Source organism: endosymbiont of Pachyrhynchus infernalis, from assembly GCF_004296515.1.
GTDB lineage: Bacteria > Pseudomonadota > Gammaproteobacteria > Enterobacterales > Enterobacteriaceae > Nardonella.
Genome location: NZ_AP018160.1, coordinates 77663 through 99711, shown reverse-complemented (window position 1 = coordinate 99711; position 22049 = coordinate 77663). Strand labels below are relative to the sequence as shown.

The following is a 22049-nucleotide window of genomic DNA, read 5'->3' as shown; positions in this document are numbered from 1 at the left end:
TATTTATAAAATAAATATTTTATAAATAAAATATAAAATTATTATTTATTTTTATTATATTTTAAAAATCCAGTACCTGCTGGTATTAATCTACCAACTATAACATTTTCTTTTAATCCTTTAAGATTATCTATTTTATTTAAAACAGCAGCATCAGTTAATATTTTTGTAGTTTCTTGAAATGAAGCTGATGATATAAATGAATCTGTTAATAAAGATGCTTTTGTAATTCCTAATAAATTATATTCATAAATTATTTTATTTTTATTATTTTTTTCTAAATTATTATTTATTTTTTTTACAATAGATAAATCAACTTTATCTCCATATAAAAAATTAGAATCACCAGGATTTATTATACAAACTTTTCTTAACATTTGTTTTATTATAATTTCTATATGTTTATTATTTATTTTTACACCTTGTAATTTATATATATTTTGAACTTCATTTATTATATGTGTTGTAATTTCATTTATACCTTTTAATTTAAGAATATCATATAATGATACTTGACCATTTAATATTATGTCTCCTTTGTTTACTAATTCACCATCAAATACATTCAATTGTTTATGTTTTGATATACTTATTTCACAATATTTATTTTTATCATCAATAGATTTTATTATTATTTTTTTTTTATTTTTATTAGAATTTTTATCTATGTATATAATTCCTGACATTTCTGCTAAAATAGCTGGATCTTTTGGTTTTCTTGCCTCAAATAAATCAGAAATTTTAGGCAATCCACCTGTAATATCTTTTATAAAATCACTTTTTTTCGGTACTTTAGCTAAAATATCACCACAATATACTTTAGAATTATTTTCTAGTTGTATAATTGATTTTTCTGGTAAAAAATATTTATTACTTACATTATCTCCAACTACTTTTATTATTGGAATAATATTTTTTCCAGAATTAGGTCTTTCAGAAATATCTAATATTGAAATATAATATAATCCAGTTATTTCATCTAATTGATATGACATAGTAATATTTTCTATTACATTTATAAATTCTAATGATCCATTTATTTCTGTTATTATAGGTAATATATAAGGATCCCAAGTAGCTATTAATTCATTACTTTTAACACAAAAACCATCATTAATATGTATTAAAGAACCATATGGAACTTTATATATTTCTTTAATAACTTTATTATTATCTAATATTTTTACTTCAGAATTATTTGATATTATTAATATTTTATTATCACTATTAATTACAAATTTACTACCACTTAAATCAAGAATACCATTATTTTTAGATTTTATACTAGATCTTGGTGAATATTTAGATGACGCTGCTCCACCTATATGAAATGTTCTCATTGTTAATTGAGTTCCAGGTTCTCCTATAGATTGCGCAGCTATAATTCCTACAGCTTCACCTATATTTATTAATTTACCTTTTGATAAATCAAAACCATAACATTTAGAACATACTCCATAAATAGTTTCACATGTTATAACAGATCTTATTTTTATTTTATCAATTAAATTTTTTTCTAAAATGGAAAAATTTTTTTCATTTATTAATGAATTACTTTTTATTATTATTTTATTTTTTTTAGAAACTATATTTTCAGATATTGTTCTTCCTAAAATTTTTTCTTTTAAAGATTCTATATTATATTCATTATCTTCCATTTTTAAATAAATATATATTCCATCATTTGAATTACAATCATATTCTGTTACAACTAAATCTTGAGATACATCAACTAATCTTCTAGTTAAATAACCTGAGTTAGCTGTTTTAAGAGCTGTATCAGCTAATCCTTTTCTAGCTCCATGTGTAGAAATAAAGTATTCAATTACATTTAATCCTTCTTTAAAATTTGCTTTTATAGGAGTTTCTATTATAGATCCATCTGGTTTTATCATTAATCCTCTCATACCTGATAATTGACGTATTTGCATAGAAGATCCTCTAGCACCAGAATCATACATTATAAATATACTATTTATATGTTTATTATTATTTGAATCTATACTAATATTAGATAGTGATTTCATCATAGAATTAGTAATATTATCGCTTGCTTTTGACCATATATCTATTACTTTATTATATTTTTCTTCTTGAGTTATTAATCCAGATTCATATTGTTTTTGTATATCTAATACTTCTAATTCAGAATTTTTAATTATTTTATATTTATTATTAGGTATTATTAAATCATCTATTCCTACAGAAATACCAGATTTAGTAGAATAATCAAATCCAATACGCATTATTTTATCTATAAATTCTATAGTTTTTTTTATTCCTAATTTTATATAACTTATATTTATAATATCTAATATATTTTTTTTATTTAAATTTTTATTAATTAAAGAAAAACTTAATTCTTTAGGAAAAATTGTCCATAATATAGATCTTCCAACAGTAGTATTTACAATAAATGTTTTATAAAAATACTTATTATTTTTTATTCTATTTTCAGTTATTCTTACTTTTACTTTAGAATGCAATTTTACAAAATTTAAAGAATAAGCTTTTTCTACTTCTTCTACAGAAGAAAATATAAAATTATTTTCTTCTTCATCATTATAACTTATAGTCATATAATATAATCCTAATATTATATCTTGAGAAGGAACTATAACAGGATCTCCATTAGCAGGAGATAATATATTATTAGTAGACATCATTATAAATTTAGCTTCATTTTTTGATTCTAAAGTTAAAGGTATATGTATAGCCATTTGATCACCATCAAAATCTGCATTATATGCAGCACAAACTAATGGATGTAATTGTATTGATTTACCTTCTATTAAAATAGGTTTAAAAGATTGAATACCTAATCTATGTAAAGTAGGAGCTCTATTTAAAAGAATAGGATGATCTTTTATTATTTCAGATAGTATATCTAATACTAAAGGATCTTCATTATCAACCATTTTTTTTGCTGTTTTAATAGTAAATGAATTATTTAAGTTTAATTTTCCATATATGAATGGTTTAAATAATTCTAAAGCCATTTTTTTAGGAAGTCCGCATTGATCTATTTTTAAATAAGGACCAACTGTTATAACAGATCTACCAGAATAATCTACCCTTTTACCTAATAAATTTTGTCTAAATCTTCCTTGTTTACCTTTTATCATATCAGATAAAGATTTTAATGGTCTTTTATTAATACCAGTTGTTATCATTTTATTTTTTTTTCCATTATCAAATAATGCATCTACAGATTCTTGTAACATTCTTTTTTCATTTTTAATTATTATATCTGGAGCATCTATACTAATTAATCTTTTCAATCTATTATTTCTATTTATAACTCTTCTATATAAATCATTTAAATCAGATGTTGCAAAACGACCTCCATCTAATGGAACTAGTGGTCTTAAATCAGGAGGTAATACAGGAATAACTGTCATTATCATCCATTCTGGTTTATTTTTAGAATTAATAAATGATTCTATTAATTTTAATCTTTTAAATATTTTATTTTGTTTTATATTTGAATTAGAATTTTTTAATTCTTCAATTAATAATTTATAATTTTTATTTAAATCAAAATTTTTTAATAAATATTGAATAGCTTCAGCTCCTATTTTAACTTTAAAAGAATCTCCATATTTTTCTATATATTCAATATATTGATCTTCACTTATTATTTGATTCAATTTTAATGATGTAGAAGTATTATCAATAACTATATAAGATTCAAAATATAATACTTTTTCTATATCTTTTAAACTTATATTTAATAATAGTCCTATTTTAGATGGTAAAGATTTTAAAAACCATATATGAACTACTGGAGAAGATAATTCTATATGTCCCATTCTATTTCTTCTAACTTTAGATTTAGTTATTTCAACACCACATTTTTCACATACTATTCCTTTAAATTTTATTCTTCTATATTTACCACATATACATTCATAATCTTTTATAGGGCCAAATATTTTTGCACAAAATAATCCATCTCTTTCTGGTTTAAATGTTCTGTAATTAATAGTTTCTGGTTTTTTTACTTCACCATATGACCAAGATTTAATTATTTCGGGAGAAGCTAATGAAATTTTAATAGAATTAAAATTTTCTAGAAATTTTTCATTTTCAGATAAATTATTTTTTTTATTCATAAAAAATTCCTATATAAAATTATAGTTATATTTATTCACATAATTCAATATTAATTCCTAATGATCTTATTTCTTTAAAAAGAACATTAAATGATTCAGGTATGTTGAATTTTATATTATAATTATTATTTATTATATTTTTATACATATTTATACGTCCATTAACATCATCAGATTTAACAGTTAACATTTCTTGTAATGTATATGCAGCACCATAAGCTTCTAATGCCCAAACTTCCATTTCTCCAAATCTTTGACCTCCAAACTGAGATTTTCCTCCTAATGGTTGTTGAGTTATTAAACTATATGAACCAGTAGATCTAGCATGCATTTTATCATCAACTAAATGATTTAACTTCATCATATAAATATAACCAACAGTTATTTTACGATCAAATTTTTCACCGTTACATCCATTAAATAATACTAATTGTCCAGATTTAGAAATATTAGATATTTCTAACATATTTTTTATTTCATTTTGATTAGCACCATCAAATACTGGAGTAGATATATATATTCCAGAAGTAATACTTTTAGCAAAATTTAAAAATTCATTATAAGAATAATTATCAAAATTAATTTTTTGATTAATATCGTTTCCTATAGAATAAACAGATTTAATATACTCTTTTAATTTTAAAAAATTATTTTCTAATTTTAAAAGTTTATCTATATTTTCTCCTATTTTTTTAGCAGCTAACCCTAAATGTGCTTCTAAAATTTGACCTATATTCATTCTTGAAGGAACACCTAAAGGATTAAGTACTATATCTACTATATTTCCATCAGAATCATATGGCATATCTTCTATAGGATTTATTTTAGATACAACACCTTTATTTCCATGTCTACCAGACATTTTATCTCCAACTTGTATATGTCTTTTTATAGCTATATATATTTTAACTATTTTTATAATACCAGGAGATAATTCAGTTTTTTTATTAATTTTTAAACAGAATAAATCTAATTTATCATTATATTCTTTTTCTAAAGAATTAAATTTTTTAATTAAATTATATAAAATATTATGATTAGTACTTAAATTTTCATCTATATTATCAATATTAATTTGTATATTATTTATAGATATTTTATCTAAATTTATATTTAAATACTCTATTAAATGATTTATTTTATTTATTATTCCTAATTTTATAATATTTTTTTCTTCTAATAAATCTTTTTCTTTATTTTTAATTTTAGTATGTTCTATACTGATAGATCTTTTATCTTTTTTAATTCCTTCTCTATTGAATATTTGAACATCTATTACTGTACCAAACATTCCATTTGGAACTCTTAATGATGAATCTTTAACATTAGAAGATTTTTCTCCAAAGATAGCTTTTAATAATTTTTCTTCTGGAGTTAATTGAGTTTCTTCTTTTGGAGTAATTTTACCAACTAAAATATCACCTTCAGAAATATTAGCTCCTATATAAACAATTCCAGATTCATCAAGTTTTGATAAAGATAAATCATTAACATTTGGTATATCTGAAGTTATTTCTTCTGGTCCTAATTTTGTATCTCTAGATATACAAATTAATTCTTGAATATGTATACTACTAAATTTATTATCATAAACTAATTTTTCAGATATAAGTATAGAATCTTCAAAATTATATCCATTATAAGACATAAAAGCTACTCTAACATTTTGACCTAAAGCTAATTCTCCTAAACTAGTAGAAGATCCATCAGCTAAAACATCATTTTTATTAACAATATCATTTAAAGAAACAATTACAGTATTATTTATACAAGTATTTTGATTTGATTTTATAAATTTTTTTAAATTATATATATCAATATTAGATTTTTCATCAATAATTTCAGAATCATTAACTTCTATTATTATTATAGAATAATCTAAATATATTATTTTACCACCTCTTTTTGCTATTATTAAAGATCCTGAATCACGAGCAACTATTTTTTCCATTCCAGTTCCTATTATAGGAGAATCTGGTTTTATAGTAGGAACAGCTTGTCTTTGCATATTAGCTCCCATTAATGCTCTATTTGCGTCATCATGTTCTAAAAATGGAATTAATGAAGATCCAACAGAAACTATTTGTTTAGGTGATATATCAATATAATTTATTAAATTTTTATTAAATAATTTAAATTCACCTTTATTTCTACATATTATTAATTCATCTACAAAATTATTATTTTTATCTAATCTTGTTAATGCTTGAGCTATTATAAAGTTATATTCTTCTATAGCAGATAAATAATGTATTTCATTAGTAATTTTATTATTATTAACAACTCTATATGGAGTTTCTAAAAATCCATATTTATTAACTCTAGAATATATAGATAAAGAGTTTATTAATCCTATATTTGGTCCTTCTGGAGTTTCTATTGGACATAATCTTCCATAATGTGTATTATGAACATCTCTTACTTCAAATCCAGCTCTTTCTCTTGTTAAACCACCAGGTCCTAAAGCTGATATTCTTCTTTTATGAGTTATTTCAGATAATGGATTGTTTTGATCCATAAATTGTGATAGTTGATTTAAATTAAAAAATTCTTTTATTACTGATGTTATTTGTTTAGAATTTATAATATCTTGAAAATTTAAACTTTTTATATTTTCTAATGATAATTTTTCTTTTATAGATTTTCTTACTTTTATTAAACCTAATTTAAATTGATTTTCTATCATTTCTCCTACTAATTTTACTCTTCTATTTCCTAAACTATCTATATCATCTATACAATCTTTATTATTTTTTATATTTATTAATTTTTTTAATATATTTATAATATCGTATTTTGTTATATATAAATTATTATTATCATTATTATTTAATAAAGATTTATTTAGTTTCATTCTTCCTATATTAGATAAATCATATTTACTATTTGAAAAAAATATAGATTTAAATAAAGATTTTGCCGATTCTATATTAGATGATTCTCCAGATTTTAATATTTTAAATAACTCTATAACAGAACTATTATAATCATAAGTACTATCTATTCTAATAGTATTAGATATACAAATATTATCATATTTATCATATAAAATTTCTATATTTTTTATATTATTTTTTTTTATAATTTCTATAACATTTTTATCTATTAGTGTATTACTACTTAATAATAATTCATCATGTTCATTATAATAATTTTTATATAATATTTTTCCAAATATATAATTAAAATCAACATCTGTTTTATATATATTATTTTTAATTAATAATTCTATATCATTATTAGATATATTTTTTCCATTTTTTATATATAAAATATTATCTTTATATATGTCAAAATCTATAATAGAATTTAATATTACATTAAAATCTATATTAATAGAAATACAATTATTATTAATGTCTAAAATTGTTTTTTCAAAAAAAAAATTTAATATTTCTTCATTAGAACATTCAAATGCATGTAATATAAGTGTTACAGGAAATTTTTTCTTTTTATCTATTCTCATAAATAAATTATCTTTATAATCAAATTCAAAATCTATCCAAGATCCTCTATATGGTATTATTTTTGCATTATATATATTTTTATTATAAATATTACTTTTTTCTTTATCTATATCAAAAAAAACACCAGGACTTCTATGTAATTGAGAAACTATAACTTTTTCTATACCATTTATTATAAATGAACAATTTTCAGTCATTATAGGAATATAAGATATATATGTATCTTGTTCTTTAATCAAGGAATTATTTATAAATAAACTTAATTTAGATTTTAAAGAAAAAGAATATGTTATATTTCTATTTATACATTCTTGTATATCATATATTGAATTTTCTATATAAAAATCATTATATTTTAATACAGTATTATTATCATAACTACTTATTGGAAATATAAAATTAAAAATATTACTAATACCAGAATCTAATTTATTATTTATACCTATAAATTTATCATAAGATTCTCTTTGTATAGAAAGTAAATTAGGAATATTTAATATATTATTAAATTTACTAAAATCTTTTCTTATTCTATTATTTAAATTAGACATTAATTTTTCCTCTATTAAATAAATAAGTTAACTTAATAATATAAATTATTGTATTTCTATAGTCGCTCCGGCGTTTTCTAATAGTTCTTTAATATTATTTATTTCAGATTCCTTTAATTTTTCTTTTAAAGTAACAGGACATGATTCAACTAATTTTTTAGATTCTTTTAAATCTAAATTTAATATTGATCTAATAACTTTTATAACAGATATTTTATTTTCTCCTATAGATTTTAATATAATATTAAATTCATCTTTAATTTTTAATTTATCATTATTAGTATCTTGATTTTCTTTATATAAATCATTTTTTATATTAAATTTTGTTTCTATCATAGATATAAATTCATTAATTTCAATTAATGACATTTTTGAAATTTCTTCTATTATTTGTTCTTTTGTTATAGACATTTAAATTTCCTCTTCATGTTTTATTTTTTTTATAAAATTAAAAATTTTTAATAAGTTAATTATAGATATTTTATTTAAAATAAATATAATTTTTTTTATAGAATTTTCAAATGATATTAAATTATGTAAATAATCTATTTTAGATTCAACAAAAATTCTATTTTCAACAAATATTAATTTTATATTATTTAAATTTTTATTTTTAAAAAAAGAAATTATTTTTTTTACATAATCAATTATATTATATTCATAAAAATATAAAATCATATTTGGTCCATTAGCATATTTTTCTATAAAATTAAATTTAGTATTTACTATTGATTTTTTAAGTAAAGAATTTTTTATCATAAATAAATTTAATTTTTTACTAATAACATTTTTTCTAATATATATTAAGTCATTAAAACTTAAATAAGTAGGATTAATTAATATCAAAGATAAAATTTTATGTTTTAATAATTCATTTAGATTTAATACTATATTTTTTTTATATTCAATATTTTTTATTTTCATTATATTTAATTAAATTATTTTATTTATTTATATATTATAATTTGTTTAATTAATATATTTGTAATATTTAATTAAATTTTAATAATATTAATCATTTATTATTTTTATACCCATAGATTTAGCGGTTCCTATTATAGATTTATTTATAGAATCAATATCATATCCATTCATATATTTAAATTTTAAATTAGATATATTATTTATTTTATCCATACTTATAGACCCTATAAAATCTTTACCTGGATTTTTAGATCCTAAATTAATATTTAATTCTTTTTTTAATAAAAAAGATGTAACAGGAGATTTTATAGATAATAAAAAAGTTTTATCTGAATAAATATTTACTATAACAGAAATTAATAATCCTTTTTCAATGTTTTTAGTTTTATCATTAAAATCTTTACAAAATTCAATAATATTTATACCTCTTTGACCTAATACAGATCCTATAGAAGGATTTGGACTAGCTTCTTGAGAAGGAATTTGAAATTTTATATAAAAGTCTATTTTATTTTTCATTTTATATTTTATTTTTATTAAATTAATTTATTTCTACTTGATTAAAATTTAATTCAACAGGAGTAGGTCTACCGAATATAAGTATAGAAACAATTAATCTATTTTTAATATAATCAATACTTTCTACTATACCATAAAAATCAGAAAAAGGACCATCATTAACTCTTATTTTTTCTCCTAAATTAAAAGTAATTTTAGGTTTAGGATCTTTATTAGATTTATTTATTTTATCAAAAATTAAATTAATTTCATTTTCTTTTATATAAGAAGGTTTGTTATAATAACCCAAAAAACCTATAACATTAGGAACTTTTTTTATAAAATTTAATGTATTATCATTAATTATCATTTTTATTAATATATATCCAGGAAAAAATTTTCTTTCACTTTTTTTTTTATTTCCAGATTTAATTTCTATAATTTCTTCTTTAGGTATAATTATATCATCATAATAATTATATAAATCATATATTTTTATATAATTTTTTATATATTTTAAAACTTTATTTTCAGATCCAGAAAAAACTTGTATAACATACCATTTTTTAGATTCAATATTCATTTAATTTTTTTAAAATTATAAATTATAGATATAATATAAATTAATAAAATATCTATACCAAACATAAATATAGATAAAAATAAAGAAATTAATATTACTAATAAAGAAATATAAAAACTTTTTTTATAAGAGATCCAATTTATTTTATTTAATTCATTATATAAATTCTTTAAAAAAAAACAATTTTTTTTTATATAAAAATAAAATAAAAAAATAAAAAAATAAACAAAAAAAATAGATAAATATTTAATAATCATTAAAAAATTAATATATAAATTATTTAATATTTATGAAATTATTTTTGTTACAATTCCAGCTCCAACAGTTTTACCCCCTTCTCTTATAGCAAAATGTAAACCTTCATTCATAGCTATAGGATACATTAGATTAACTATCATATTAATATTATCACCTGGTATAACCATTTCTACATCTTTAGGTAATTCTATTACTCCAGTTACATCAGTTGTACGAAAATAGAATTGAGGTTTATATCCTTTAAAAAATGGAGTATGTCTTCCTCCCTCATCTTTTTTTAATACATATACTTCTGATTCAAATTTTATGTATGGTTTTATTGTATTAGGTTTAGCTAACACTTGTCCTCTTTCTATATCTTCTCTTTTTATACCACGTAATAACACACCAATATTTTCTCCAGCTCTTCCTTCATCTAATATCTTTCTAAACATTTCTATTCCAGTACATATAGTTTTTGTCGTATCTTTTATTCCAACAACTTCAACTTCATCACCAACTTTAATAATACCTTTATCAACTCTTCCAGTAACTACTGTTCCTCTTCCTGAAATAGAAAATACATCTTCTATAGGTAGTAAAAATGGTTTATCTATATCTCTTTTAGGTTCTGGTATATATTTGTCTAAAATATCAAATAATTCTAATATTTTATTAGACCAATTTATATCATTTTCTAATGCTTTTAAAGCAGATCCTCTTATTATTGGTGTTTCTTCACCAGGAAATCCATATTGAGATAATAATTCTCTTATTTCCATTTCTACTAATTCTAATATTTCTTCATCTGAAACCATATCACATTTATTTATGAAAACAACTATATATGGAACACCTACTTGTCTAGCCAATAATATGTGTTCTCTAGTTTGAGGCATAGGACCATCTGTAGCTGCTACAACTAATATAGCACAATCCATTTGAGCAGCTCCTGTTATCATATTTTTTATATAATCCGAATGACCAGGACAATCAACATGAGCATAATGTCTCAATTTAGAATCATATTCTACATGAGATGTATTAATTGTTATTCCTCTAGCTTTTTCTTCTGGAGCATTATCTATTTGATCAAATTTATATATATTTCCACCATATTTTTCAGATAAAACTAATGTTATAGCAGAAGTTAAAGTAGTTTTTCCATGATCAACATGTCCTATTGTTCCTACATTAATATGAATTTTATCTCTTTTAAATTTTTCTTTAGACATTTTATTAACCATATTAAATTTAATAAAAATGCTGATAGGCAGATTCGAACTGCCGACCACACCCTTACCAAGGGTGTACTCTAAACCTACTGAGCTATATCAGCAAAATTTTTTAGCGAACAATGGGAATCGAACCCATATCATTAGTTTGGAAAACTAAAATAATACCTTTATACTATGTTCGCAATGTTTAAATATGGTGAGAGAAGGATTTGAACCTTCGAAGTTTTTCAACAACAGATTTACAGTCTGTCCCTTTTAACCACTCAGGAATCTCACCAAAAAAAAAAAAAAAAAAAAAAAATAAGCCGATAAAAGGATTCGAACCTTTGACATACTGATTACAAATCAGTTGCTCTACCAACTGAGCTATATCGGCATATAATATAGATTATAAATATATTAATAAAATTAAATTATTTTTGCAATAAATTTTTAATTTTGCATTCGGAAGGATTCGAACCTACGACCTCTCGGTTCGTAGCCGAGTGCTCTTCCATTCTGAGCTACGAATGCTTCGATGAGGAAGGGATTCGAACCCTTGATATAAATATATATTCCCTTAGCAGGGGAACGCCTTAATCCACTCGGCCACCTCATCCTAAAAAAATATAATTTATTTTATTTTTTACTTGAATTAGATTTATTTTTTTGAAAATCTAATAATTTATTAAATTTTTTATTATCAAAATTAATATTTTTTATATTACAAACTTCATTTATTATTTCGATTGGTAAACCATATGTATCATATAATAAAAAAATAAAATCTCCATCTATAAAAGTATTACCTTCATCTATTTTTTTATTTAAAATTATTAAACCTTTATTTATAGAATTTTCAAATTTACATTCTTCTAAATAAATTATATTTTTTATTAAATTAAAATCTATATTTATATTATATGTATAAAAATATTTTATATTATCATCTATAAAATCAATTATTTTATATAAAAATGGGAAATTTACACCTAATAATTTTCCATGATATATAGATCTTCTTATTATTTTTTTTAATACATATCCATGTTTATCATTAGATGGATATATTCCATCAGATATTAAAAATATACATGATCTTAAATGATCAGCTATAATTTTTAATGAAATAATATTATTATATTTTATATTTAATTTTTTTCTTAACTTATTAATTAAGTCTTTAAATAAATCTATTTTATAGTTTGAATCTACTTCTTGTATTATTGAAGATATTCTTTCTAAACCCATTCCAGTATCTACAGAAAAATATGGTAATTCAGTTAAATTATTATTTTTACATTTATTAAATTGAATAAAAACTAAATTCCATATTTCTATATATTCATCACTAATTTTATTTAAATTTAAATTATAATTACAATTATTTTTATTAATATTACAAAATATTTCAGAACTAGGACCACAAGGACCAAATTCACTCATACTCCAAAAATTGTCAGATATATATTTTCTATTATTTTTATCTCCTATTTTAAATATTTTTTTTTTAGATATACCTATATTTTTATTCCAAATATTATAAGATTCTATATCATTATAATATACTGTAACAATTAATCTATTTTCAGATATATTAAAAAAATTTTTATTAGTTAATAATTCCCATGCGTACTCTATACTACTTTTTTTAAAGTAACTATTAAAACTAAAATTTCCTAACATTTCAAAAAATGTATGATGTCTAGAAGAGTATCCAACTTTACTTAAATCATTATCTTTACCTCCAGCTCTTAAACATCTTTGTATAGTAACAATTTTATTATATATTGGTTTTTCTATTCCTAAAAAAATATTTTTAAATTGATTCATTCCAGAATTAGTAAATAATATACTACTATCATTTTTAGGTATTAAAGAACTACTTTCTATTTCTAAATGATCTTTTTCTTTAAAAAAATTTATAAAAATATTTTTTATATTTAATGTACTTAAAAACATATTAAATAAATTACTTATTATTTTTTATTGTTATATTTCTTAGTTGATTTTTTATAGATTCATAAATATTTAAATGAGATTTTAAAAAATTACATGCATTAGTTCTACCTTGTCCTATACTTTCACCATTAAAACTATACCAAGAACCTGATCTATCTATTAATTTATATTTAACACCAATATCTATTAATTCTCCAAATGAATTTATTCCATATCCATATAAAATTTCAAATTCAGCTTGTTTAAAGGGAATTGATATTTTATTTTTAACTACTCTTACTCTTGTTTCATTTCCTATAATATTATCACCATCCTTTATAGATCCTATTTTTCTTATATCTAATCTTATTGATGAATAAAATTTTAAAGCATTACCTCCAGTTGTTGTTTCAGTTGTTCCAAAAGTTACACCGATTTTAATTCTTATCTGATTTACAAATATTAATAATGTATTAGAATTTTTTAAATTTCCAGCTAATTTTCTCATAGCTTGACTCATTAATCTAGCAGTTAATCCTATATGAGAATCTCCTATTTCTCCTTCTATTTCAGCTTTTGGAACTAATGCAGCTACAGAATCAACAATTATTAAATCAACTGCTTTAGATTTAGTTAGTAAATCACATATTTCAAGAGCTTGTTCTCCTGTATCTGGTTGAGAACATAATAAATCATTTATATTTACTCCTATTTTACATGCATATAAAGGATCTAAAGCATGTTCTGCATCTATAAATGCACATGTTTTATTTTTTTTTTGAGCTTCTGCTATTATTTGTAATGTTAATGTTGTTTTCCCAGAAGATTCAGGACCATATATTTCTACTATTCTACCCATTGGTAATCCTCCAGCTCCTAAAGCTATATCAAGAGATAAAGAACCAGTAGAAATAGTTTCTATATCCATAGATCTATCATCACCCAATCTCATTATAGAACCTTTCCCAAACTGTTTTTCAATTTGATCTAACGCTATAGCTAAAAATTTCTTTCTTTCTTCTGTATTATTCATATATTTAATATTTATTTATAAATTATATATATATTAATATTAATATAAAAATTGATTAAATATAAATTAAATATTTATATATTATTTATAAATTATAATACAATTTATTTTAATTTATTTATTTTTTCTAAAAAAATATTAATATTATCTATAAAATTTTTAAATTGAGGATTATTTATATTAATATTAGAACTTTTAAATGTATTTTCTAATTCATACAATAATTTTTTTTGATTATTATTTAATTTAACAGGAGTTTCAACTATAATTTTACATAATAAATCACCAATAACATTATTTCTTTTTATTCCTTTTTCTTTTATTCTAAATACTTTACCTGATTGAGTTTCAGAAGGTATTTTTAATTTTAATTTTCCATTTATATATGGAATTTCTATTTCACCTCCTAAAGCAGCTACTGAAAAATTTATTGGTATTTCACAATATAAATCATTATCTTTTCTTACAAATAAGTTACTAGATTTAACTTTTACACATATATATAAATCACCTCTTATATAACTATCTTTATTTATTTCTCCTTTTTGATTTATTTTAATTTTATCTTCATTATTTATTCCAGAAGGTATTTTAATAGATAAAATTTTACTTTTTTTTATATAAGATTTACCAGAACATACATTACATATATTTTTTACTATTTTTTTATTACCATTACATTTTGTACAAGTTTGTTGTATTAAAAAAAAACCTTGTCTTATTTGAATATTACCATATCCATTACAAGCAGGACATTTTGTATAATAATTACCTTTTGATTCTAAATTTTCACAATTATCACATTTATCTGAAAATAATATTTTTATATCTTTATTACATCCTTTTATAGATTCTTCAAAATCTATTTCTAAATTATAATGTAAATCTTGTCCTTTATTATATTTTTGCTTACTGCCATTACTAAATATATCACCAAATATATCGCTAAATATATCACTAAAGTTAGAAGAAAAATTACTATCTCTATTACTCGCTCCTTCATTTCCACCTAAATCTTGATTAAATGCAGAATGACCATATTTATCATAAGCTGATCTTTTACTAGGATTTATTAAAACTTCATAAGCTTCTTTTATTTCTTTAAATTTTTCTTCAGATGAACTATTATTAGGATTATGATCAGGATGAAATTTCATAGCTAATTTTTTATATGCTCTTTTTATATCACGATCGTTAGCATCTCTAGATAATCCTAATATTTTATAATAATCTAATTTATTCATTATTTTAATTTTAAAAATATTTAAGTATAATTACATATTTTAATGTAATTATACTTAAAAGTTAAATAGAAATTAAGATTTTTTATCTTCTTTTATTTCTTCAAAATCTGCATCAATAGTTTCATTATTAGAATTAATTTTATTATCTTCATTTACTTCTTTATTATTTTTTTTTGATAATTCAAATAACTTACTAGATACTTGTATAAGTGATTTTATTTTATTTTCTATATTGTTTTTATCTTCTTCTTTTAATGAATTTTCTAATTCTTGTACATGTTTTTCTATATTTTCTTTTTCTTCAGATGAAATTATATCTTTTACTTCATTTAATTGTTTTTTTGTTCCATGTATTATTTGATCTGCTTGATTTTTTAATTGTGTTAATTCTTCAAATTTTTTATCTAATTCTGAATTTACTTCTGCTTCATGTATCATATTTTTAATTTCACTATCGCTTAATCCAGAAGAAGCTTGAATAGTTATTTTTTGTTCTTTACCACTATTCTTATCTTTAGCAGAAACATGTAATATACCATCTGAATCTATATCAAATGTAACTTCTATCTGAGGTATACCTCTCATAGAAGGAGTTATTCCATCTAAATTAAATTGTCCTAAAGATTTATTATCGATTGATTTTTTTCTTTCTCCTTGTAATACATGTATAGTAACTGCAGATTGATTATCTTCAGCAGTAGAAAATACTTGACTATGTTTTGTAGGAATAGTTGTATTTTTAGGTATTAAAGTTGTCATTATTCCTCCCATAGTTTCTATACCTAATGATAAAGGTGTTACATCTAATAATAATAAATCTTTAACATTTCCAGATAAAACTCCACCTTGTATAGCAGCACCAATTGCAACAGCTTCGTCTGGATTTACATCTTTTCTAACTTCTTTATTAAAAAATTCTGAAACTATTTTTTGAACAAGAGGCATTCTTGTTTGACCACCAACTAATATTATATCTTTTACATCAGATATAGATATATTAGCATCTTTTAAAGCTAATTTAACAGGATCTATTGTTTTATTAACTAAATTTTCAACTAAAGATTCTAATTTAGATCTAGTTATTTTATAATTCATATGTTTTGGACCAGATTCATTAGCAGTAATATATGGTAAATTTATTTCAGTTTGTTGTGATGATGATAATTCTATTTTAGCTTTTTCAGAAGAATCTTTTAGTCTTTGCATAGCAAGAGGATCATTATATAAATCTATATTATTATCTTTTTTAAATTCATTAACTAAATATCTTATTATATTATTATCAAAATCTTCTCCACCTAAATGAGTATCACCATTAGTAGATAAAACTTCAAATGTTTTTTCACCATCTACATCATCTATTTCTATTATGGAAATATCAAAAGTACCTCCACCTAAATCATATACAGCTATAATAGAATTTTCAGTTTTTTTATCTAATCCATAAGCTAAAGCTGCTGCTGTTGGTTCATTTATTATTCTTTTTACTTCTAATCCAGCTATTTTACCAGCATCTTTTGTAGCTTGTCTTTGTGTATCATTAAAATATGCAGGTACTGTTATAACAGCTTCACTTACACTTTCATTTAAATAATCCTCAGCAGTTTTTTTCATTTTTTTTAATATTTCTGCTGATATTTGAGGAGGTGCTATTTTTTTATTATTTATTTCTATCCATGCATCTCCATTATCAGATTTTATTATTTTATATGGCATTAAATTTATATCTTTTTGAATTTCAGTATCATCATATTTACGACCAATCAATCTTTTTATAGCAAATAATGTATTTTTAGGATTTGTTATAGATTGTCTTTTAGCAGGTTTACCTATTAATACTTCATTATTACTTGTATATGCAACTATTGATGGAGTTGTACGATCTCCTTCACTATTTTCTAAAACACGAGGTTTATTTCCTTCAATTATAGCAACACAAGAATTAGTTGTACCTAAATCAATACCAATTATTTTACTCATTTTTACCTCAAATAATTATATAAATTATTTATAAATTAAATTAATATATGAATTATAACATATATAAAACATTACTTTAAAAATAAAAATTTAATTTTATTTATTTTATTATTTCAAAATAAAATTTATTATTCATACCTATAGTTGATATTTTTTGTTTTTTTAAAACAAAACAATTTTTTTTAACTAAAAATTTTTTACTATTAATATAAATACTAATTAAATTATTTACATGCTTTATTACTAAAATATAATATTTTTTATTAAAATTATTATAATATAAAATTTTACCATTATATAACGAAATTATATCACTATTATATTTTCCATATATAAAAATACCATTATATTTATTTTTATATTTAAAACTATTATTTGATAAACAATTAAATTCATTTATATAAACATTATATTTAATTATACTAATATTAAATTTATTAAAAATATAAATATATTTAAATATATTTATATTTTTTAAAAAATTAACATATACTAATTCTAATAAATTCAATAACAAATTATTATATTTATATATTTTTATAAATTTTTTATTTAATAAATAAGGATATTTTATATTATTTATATAAATTAATTTTTTAGTATTAACTTTTACTATTTTTGAAATATATTCTAAATTATTTTTAGGTTTTATTTTATATAAAAATAAATATTTATTAAAATTAAATATATTATTAATATTTATATTATAAATTTTCCTATTAAATATATTATAATTATTAAATATAAAATAATTTTTTTTACATAAATTTAAATTTATGTAAAAATTATATATCATTTATTTAAAATTAAATTTTTATATAAATTAAAATTATAAATATAACCTATTTTTATATAATCTGAAGATATTCCTAAAGCTAAATCTATAAAAAATAAATCATCTATATCTCTGAATATATTAGAAATTATTATTTTGTAATTATATTTTTTTACTAAATTACAAATATTTATTATTTCACTAAAAGTACTCATATTATAATATTTTATTAATATTGAATTACATATATTATGTTTAATTCCTTGTTCTATTAAAAATAAATCATTATTAAATATAGAATCTCCAACTAATTTTAATTTATTACCAAAAATTTCAGTTTGTATATAAGATAATTTCCAATCATATTTATGAGATGAATTCTCTATATAAGATATAGAATACATATTTAATAAATTTTCTATATATTCTATAAATTCACAATTACTTATTACTTTATTTTTTTCATTTAAAAAATAAAAATCATTATGTTCATTATATAAATCAGATGCTGATAAATCTATTCCTATATTTATATTATTATTATTATATAAAACAGATTTATATATTAAATCATTTATTTCATAAAGAATTATATTACTATTAATTTTATTATTTATATTTAAATATTTATTATATATTTTATTTAATTTATTTATTAATTTCTTATAAATTAAATTTATATAATATAAATTTTCTAATAAAAATATATTACTATTTAATTCTAACATAAAATTTTTTATATCTAAATAATTACATAGTATATTTTTATTATTTTTATTAAATATATTTAATATTAAATTTGGTTTTTTATTATTATTATTATTACTTAATTCAGATATTAATTCATGTAATTTTATTTTTTTATAATTTGAATAAGATCTAGCTATTGAAATTGATACAGTTAATATTATTTTTTTAAAAAATAAATTATCAAATTTTTTATTTATTAAAAATAATAAATTATCAATTTCATATTGTAAACTAGGATCTTTACCTACTATATTATTATATATTACATTTTTAATAAATTTAATACACATAGAAGCTTTTAAATTTAAAGAATTAAATATATTTTTAATATAAAAATTATTATATATAATATCTGACTCAATAGGCATTAATGATATTCCAACAAATTTATTATTTAATACAACTATAATTTTAATAGATATAAATTCATTTTTTATTATTTTTTTAACTATTAAATCTGTAATTTTTATCATTTATTAAAATAATTTAATTAAAATTAATTAGTTTTTTTATAATTTTGATAATAAAAGAATGTTTAGGACAATTATTATATATTTCATAAGGATTTTTTATCCAAATAGGTATTTTATTACAATCATAATGATTATTACATAAAAAATTTCCTAATTTATCTATATTTATTTCATATATATCATTAGGTTTAATTAAATTAAAACTTTCTGGATTACTAATTTTTAGATAATTTTCATATACATGTAATGCATTATTTAATTTATTTAAATTAATAGAAGAATTATTATCATTACCTACCCATATAACACAAATTTCATTATTATCTATTCCAACAAACCAACTATCTTTTAATTTATTAGTTGTACCTGTTTTCCCTAAAATATTTATATTATTAAAATTTTTATTTAACATACTTGCTGTTCCTATTTTAGTAATTTTACTCATACAAAATAATGTTAAATATGATGATTGAGGAGATATAACTTGTATACTTTTATTTTTATTAATATATTTAATATTATTATTAATATCATTTATATATCTTATTGAAGATAATTTATTAAAATTTCCATAATTCGATATAGATTGATATATTTGTGCTATATCAATTAATGATAAATTTATAGCTCCTATAAGCATAGATGGAAATCTATTTATAAAAGTATTTTTATCTATTCCAAATTTTATTAAATTATTTATTATATTATCTATTCCTATATTCATTCCCAAATTTATTGTTGGTATATTTAATGAATAAATTAATGAATCCATTAATGTAACATTTCCTCTAAATTTGTTATCATTGTTTTTTGGACACCATATATTATCATCATATTTTATTTCTAATTTATTATCTAATAAATTAGTATTTAGATTAAATTTATTTGGAATATTTAATGCACTTATATAAATAAATGGTTTTATTAACGAACCTATTTGTCTATTCATAAAAATTCTATTATATCCGTCAAAATTATAATTAGAACCTCCTATCGATGATTTTATATATCCTTTTTTTCTATCAATAACTATCATAGAAATTTCTATATTATTATTCAATTTTCTTAAATTTTTAATAGATATATTTATAGATTTTTGAACATTATTTTGAGTAATTAAGTTTAATGTACTAAATATTCTTAAATTATTTTTATTATTTAAAGATAATTTATTAATATCTTTTTTTACAATATTGACAAATGATGGATAATTTATTTTATTATTAATATTATTAAAAATATTATTTTTTAATATTAAATAATTATATAATTCTTCATCTATAATATTTTTTACTTTTATCTTACTTAAAATAAAATTTTTTCTCATTTTTACTAAATCAAAATTACTAACAGGATTATATAAAGATGATCCTTTTAACATACCAACCAAATAAGCTTGTTCGTTTATATCTAATTCATTTATTAATTTTCCAAAGTAACATATGCTTCCTAAAGGAAATCCTCTAATTTCTTTATTATTAATATTTCCAAAATAAACTTCATTTAAATATAATTCTAGTATTTTTTCTTTATTAAGTTTATATTCTAAAATAATAGATATTAATATCTCATTTATTTTTCTTAAAAAACTTTTTTTATTAGTTAAAAATATGTTTTTAACTAATTGTTGTGTTATAGTACTTCCTCCTTCTATTATTTTTTTATTTAATACATTTTTTATAATTGCTCTTATTATAGATTTAATATTTATTCCATTATGTGAAAAATAATTTTTATCTTCAATTTCTATTAATATATTTATTAATGTTTTTGGAAAATTACTTATAGGTAAAAATAATTTATATTTTTTATTATTATTAATTATAGATATTATATTAGGATCTATATTTATATTTTCTACATATAAATCATTTATATTTTTTATTTTTATTAATTTATTTTCTTTAAAAAATATTTTAAATATAGTTTCTTTTTCATATCCATAGTAAAAATTAAAAGATCTTTTAAATAATGTTAAAATATTATTATTTATAGAAAATTCTCCAGGAATATTAACTATATCTTTTTTTTTATATTTAGATAACAATAATATATTTATTATATCTTTCTTATTTAAATTTGATTTACAGTTTATATTAATTATTTTACTATAAACTATATTATTACTATCTATAAAATTATTATTTTTTAATTTAACATCTATAAAATTATTAATTTTAATAATATATAATTTAATAATAATTAATATAATAAAAATAATTATATATAACTTAAAATTATAATATAATCTCATATACATA

15 protein-coding genes and 6 tRNA genes are annotated in these 22049 nt (G+C 19.3%); all 21 read right to left on the bottom strand.

What is annotated here, in order from left to right; translation table 11 throughout:
* Positions 1-41: 41 nt before the first annotated feature.
* Positions 42-4115, bottom strand: coding sequence for a DNA-directed RNA polymerase subunit beta' (rpoC, locus tag NARPIN1_RS00470; RefSeq protein ID WP_130579160.1), 4074 nt, complete (start codon positions 4113-4115; stop codon positions 42-44).
* Positions 4116-4146: 31 nt separating this feature from the next.
* Entirely contained in the window at positions 4147-8133 is a 3987-nt protein-coding gene (gene rpoB, locus NARPIN1_RS00465; protein WP_130579158.1) for a DNA-directed RNA polymerase subunit beta, read from the bottom strand.
* A gap of 45 nt (positions 8134-8178) precedes the next feature.
* Positions 8179-8544: a 50S ribosomal protein L7/L12 gene (gene rplL, locus NARPIN1_RS00460; protein WP_130579156.1), complete on the bottom strand. Its 366-nt coding sequence runs from the start codon at positions 8542-8544 to the stop codon at positions 8179-8181.
* On the bottom strand, positions 8545-9057 hold the full coding sequence (gene rplJ, locus NARPIN1_RS00455; RefSeq protein WP_130579154.1) for a 50S ribosomal protein L10: 513 nt from the start codon (positions 9055-9057) through the stop codon (positions 8545-8547). It lies immediately after the preceding gene.
* Positions 9058-9144: 87 nt separating this feature from the next.
* Positions 9145-9576, bottom strand: coding sequence for a 50S ribosomal protein L11 (gene rplK, locus NARPIN1_RS00450; protein ID WP_130579152.1), 432 nt, complete (start codon positions 9574-9576; stop codon positions 9145-9147).
* A gap of 22 nt (positions 9577-9598) precedes the next feature.
* Entirely contained in the window at positions 9599-10138 is a 540-nt protein-coding gene (nusG, locus tag NARPIN1_RS00445) for a transcription termination/antitermination protein NusG (RefSeq protein ID WP_130579150.1), read from the bottom strand.
* Positions 10135-10395, bottom strand: coding sequence for a preprotein translocase subunit SecE (gene secE, locus NARPIN1_RS00440; RefSeq protein ID WP_130579148.1), 261 nt, complete (start codon positions 10393-10395; stop codon positions 10135-10137). Before secE ends, nusG begins: the two co-directional genes overlap by 4 nt.
* A 30-nt stretch (positions 10396-10425) precedes the next feature.
* On the bottom strand, positions 10426-11610 hold the full coding sequence (tuf, locus tag NARPIN1_RS00435; RefSeq protein ID WP_130579433.1) for an elongation factor Tu: 1185 nt from the start codon (positions 11608-11610) through the stop codon (positions 10426-10428).
* 29 nt (positions 11611-11639) lie between these two features.
* Positions 11640-11714, bottom strand: a tRNA-Thr gene (locus tag NARPIN1_RS00430).
* A 10-nt stretch (positions 11715-11724) separates the two neighbouring features.
* A tRNA-Gly gene (locus NARPIN1_RS01270) sits at positions 11725-11795 on the bottom strand.
* A gap of 12 nt (positions 11796-11807) precedes the next feature.
* Positions 11808-11890: transfer RNA gene (locus tag NARPIN1_RS00425), tRNA-Tyr, on the bottom strand.
* Positions 11891-11916: 26 nt separating this feature from the next.
* Positions 11917-11989: transfer RNA gene (locus tag NARPIN1_RS00420), tRNA-Thr, on the bottom strand.
* A gap of 63 nt (positions 11990-12052) precedes the next feature.
* Positions 12053-12126: transfer RNA gene (locus NARPIN1_RS00415), tRNA-Arg, on the bottom strand.
* A 2-nt stretch (positions 12127-12128) separates the two neighbouring features.
* Positions 12129-12211: transfer RNA gene (locus NARPIN1_RS00410), tRNA-Ser, on the bottom strand.
* Between the two features lie 20 nt (positions 12212-12231).
* Positions 12232-13554 (bottom strand): alanine--tRNA ligase, encoded by a 1323-nt coding sequence (gene alaS / locus NARPIN1_RS00405; protein WP_130579146.1) that lies wholly within the window; start codon positions 13552-13554, stop codon positions 12232-12234.
* 10 nt (positions 13555-13564) lie between these two features.
* A complete protein-coding gene (gene recA, locus NARPIN1_RS00400; RefSeq protein WP_130579144.1) occupies positions 13565-14566 on the bottom strand; it encodes a recombinase RecA in 1002 nt (333 codons plus the stop codon).
* Positions 14567-14670: 104 nt separating this feature from the next.
* Positions 14671-15810, bottom strand: coding sequence for a molecular chaperone DnaJ (dnaJ, locus tag NARPIN1_RS00395; protein ID WP_130579142.1), 1140 nt, complete (start codon positions 15808-15810; stop codon positions 14671-14673).
* A gap of 72 nt (positions 15811-15882) precedes the next feature.
* Entirely contained in the window at positions 15883-17790 is a 1908-nt protein-coding gene (dnaK, locus tag NARPIN1_RS00390) for a molecular chaperone DnaK (protein ID WP_130579140.1), read from the bottom strand.
* A 100-nt stretch (positions 17791-17890) separates the two neighbouring features.
* Positions 17891-18586: a M23 family metallopeptidase gene (locus NARPIN1_RS00385; RefSeq protein WP_130579138.1), complete on the bottom strand. Its 696-nt coding sequence runs from the start codon at positions 18584-18586 to the stop codon at positions 17891-17893.
* Positions 18583-19788, bottom strand: a complete 1206-nt coding sequence (locus NARPIN1_RS00380; RefSeq protein ID WP_130579136.1) for an enolase-like domain-containing protein — start codon at positions 19786-19788, stop codon at positions 18583-18585. Before NARPIN1_RS00380 ends, NARPIN1_RS00385 begins: the two co-directional genes overlap by 4 nt.
* A 13-nt stretch (positions 19789-19801) precedes the next feature.
* A complete protein-coding gene (locus NARPIN1_RS00375) occupies positions 19802-22042 on the bottom strand; it encodes a transglycosylase domain-containing protein (RefSeq protein WP_172597008.1) in 2241 nt (746 codons plus the stop codon).
* Between the last annotated feature and the right edge of the window lie 7 nt (positions 22043-22049).

What these genes read in the sequence shown, in the direction of transcription:
- rplK (WP_130579152.1), bottom strand. Translation starts at nt 9,576, where the DNA reads ATGAAAAATAAAATAGACTTTTATATAAAATTTCAAATTCCTTCTCAA.
- dnaK (WP_130579140.1), bottom strand. Translation starts at nt 17,790, where the DNA reads ATGAGTAAAATAATTGGTATTGATTTAGGTACAACTAATTCTTGTGTT.
- rplJ (WP_130579154.1), bottom strand. Translation starts at nt 9,057, where the DNA reads ATGAAAATAAAAAATATTGAATATAAAAAAAATATAGTATTAAATCTA.
- alaS (WP_130579146.1), bottom strand. Translation starts at nt 13,554, where the DNA reads ATGTTTTTAAGTACATTAAATATAAAAAATATTTTTATAAATTTTTTT.
- recA (WP_130579144.1), bottom strand. Translation starts at nt 14,566, where the DNA reads ATGAATAATACAGAAGAAAGAAAGAAATTTTTAGCTATAGCGTTAGAT.
- NARPIN1_RS00380 (WP_130579136.1), bottom strand. Translation starts at nt 19,788, where the DNA reads ATGATAAAAATTACAGATTTAATAGTTAAAAAAATAATAAAAAATGAA.
- tuf (WP_130579433.1), bottom strand. Translation starts at nt 11,610, where the DNA reads ATGTCTAAAGAAAAATTTAAAAGAGATAAAATTCATATTAATGTAGGA.
- NARPIN1_RS00385 (WP_130579138.1), bottom strand. Translation starts at nt 18,586, where the DNA reads ATGATATATAATTTTTACATAAATTTAAATTTATGTAAAAAAAATTAT.
- dnaJ (WP_130579142.1), bottom strand. Translation starts at nt 15,810, where the DNA reads ATGAATAAATTAGATTATTATAAAATATTAGGATTATCTAGAGATGCT.
- secE (WP_130579148.1), bottom strand. Translation starts at nt 10,395, where the DNA reads ATGATTATTAAATATTTATCTATTTTTTTTGTTTATTTTTTTATTTTT.
- nusG (WP_130579150.1), bottom strand. Translation starts at nt 10,138, where the DNA reads ATGAATATTGAATCTAAAAAATGGTATGTTATACAAGTTTTTTCTGGA.
- rplL (WP_130579156.1), bottom strand. Translation starts at nt 8,544, where the DNA reads ATGTCTATAACAAAAGAACAAATAATAGAAGAAATTTCAAAAATGTCA.
- rpoB (WP_130579158.1), bottom strand. Translation starts at nt 8,133, where the DNA reads ATGTCTAATTTAAATAATAGAATAAGAAAAGATTTTAGTAAATTTAAT.
- rpoC (WP_130579160.1), bottom strand. Translation starts at nt 4,115, where the DNA reads ATGAATAAAAAAAATAATTTATCTGAAAATGAAAAATTTCTAGAAAAT.
- NARPIN1_RS00375 (WP_172597008.1), bottom strand. Translation starts at nt 22,042, where the DNA reads ATGAGATTATATTATAATTTTAAGTTATATATAATTATTTTTATTATA.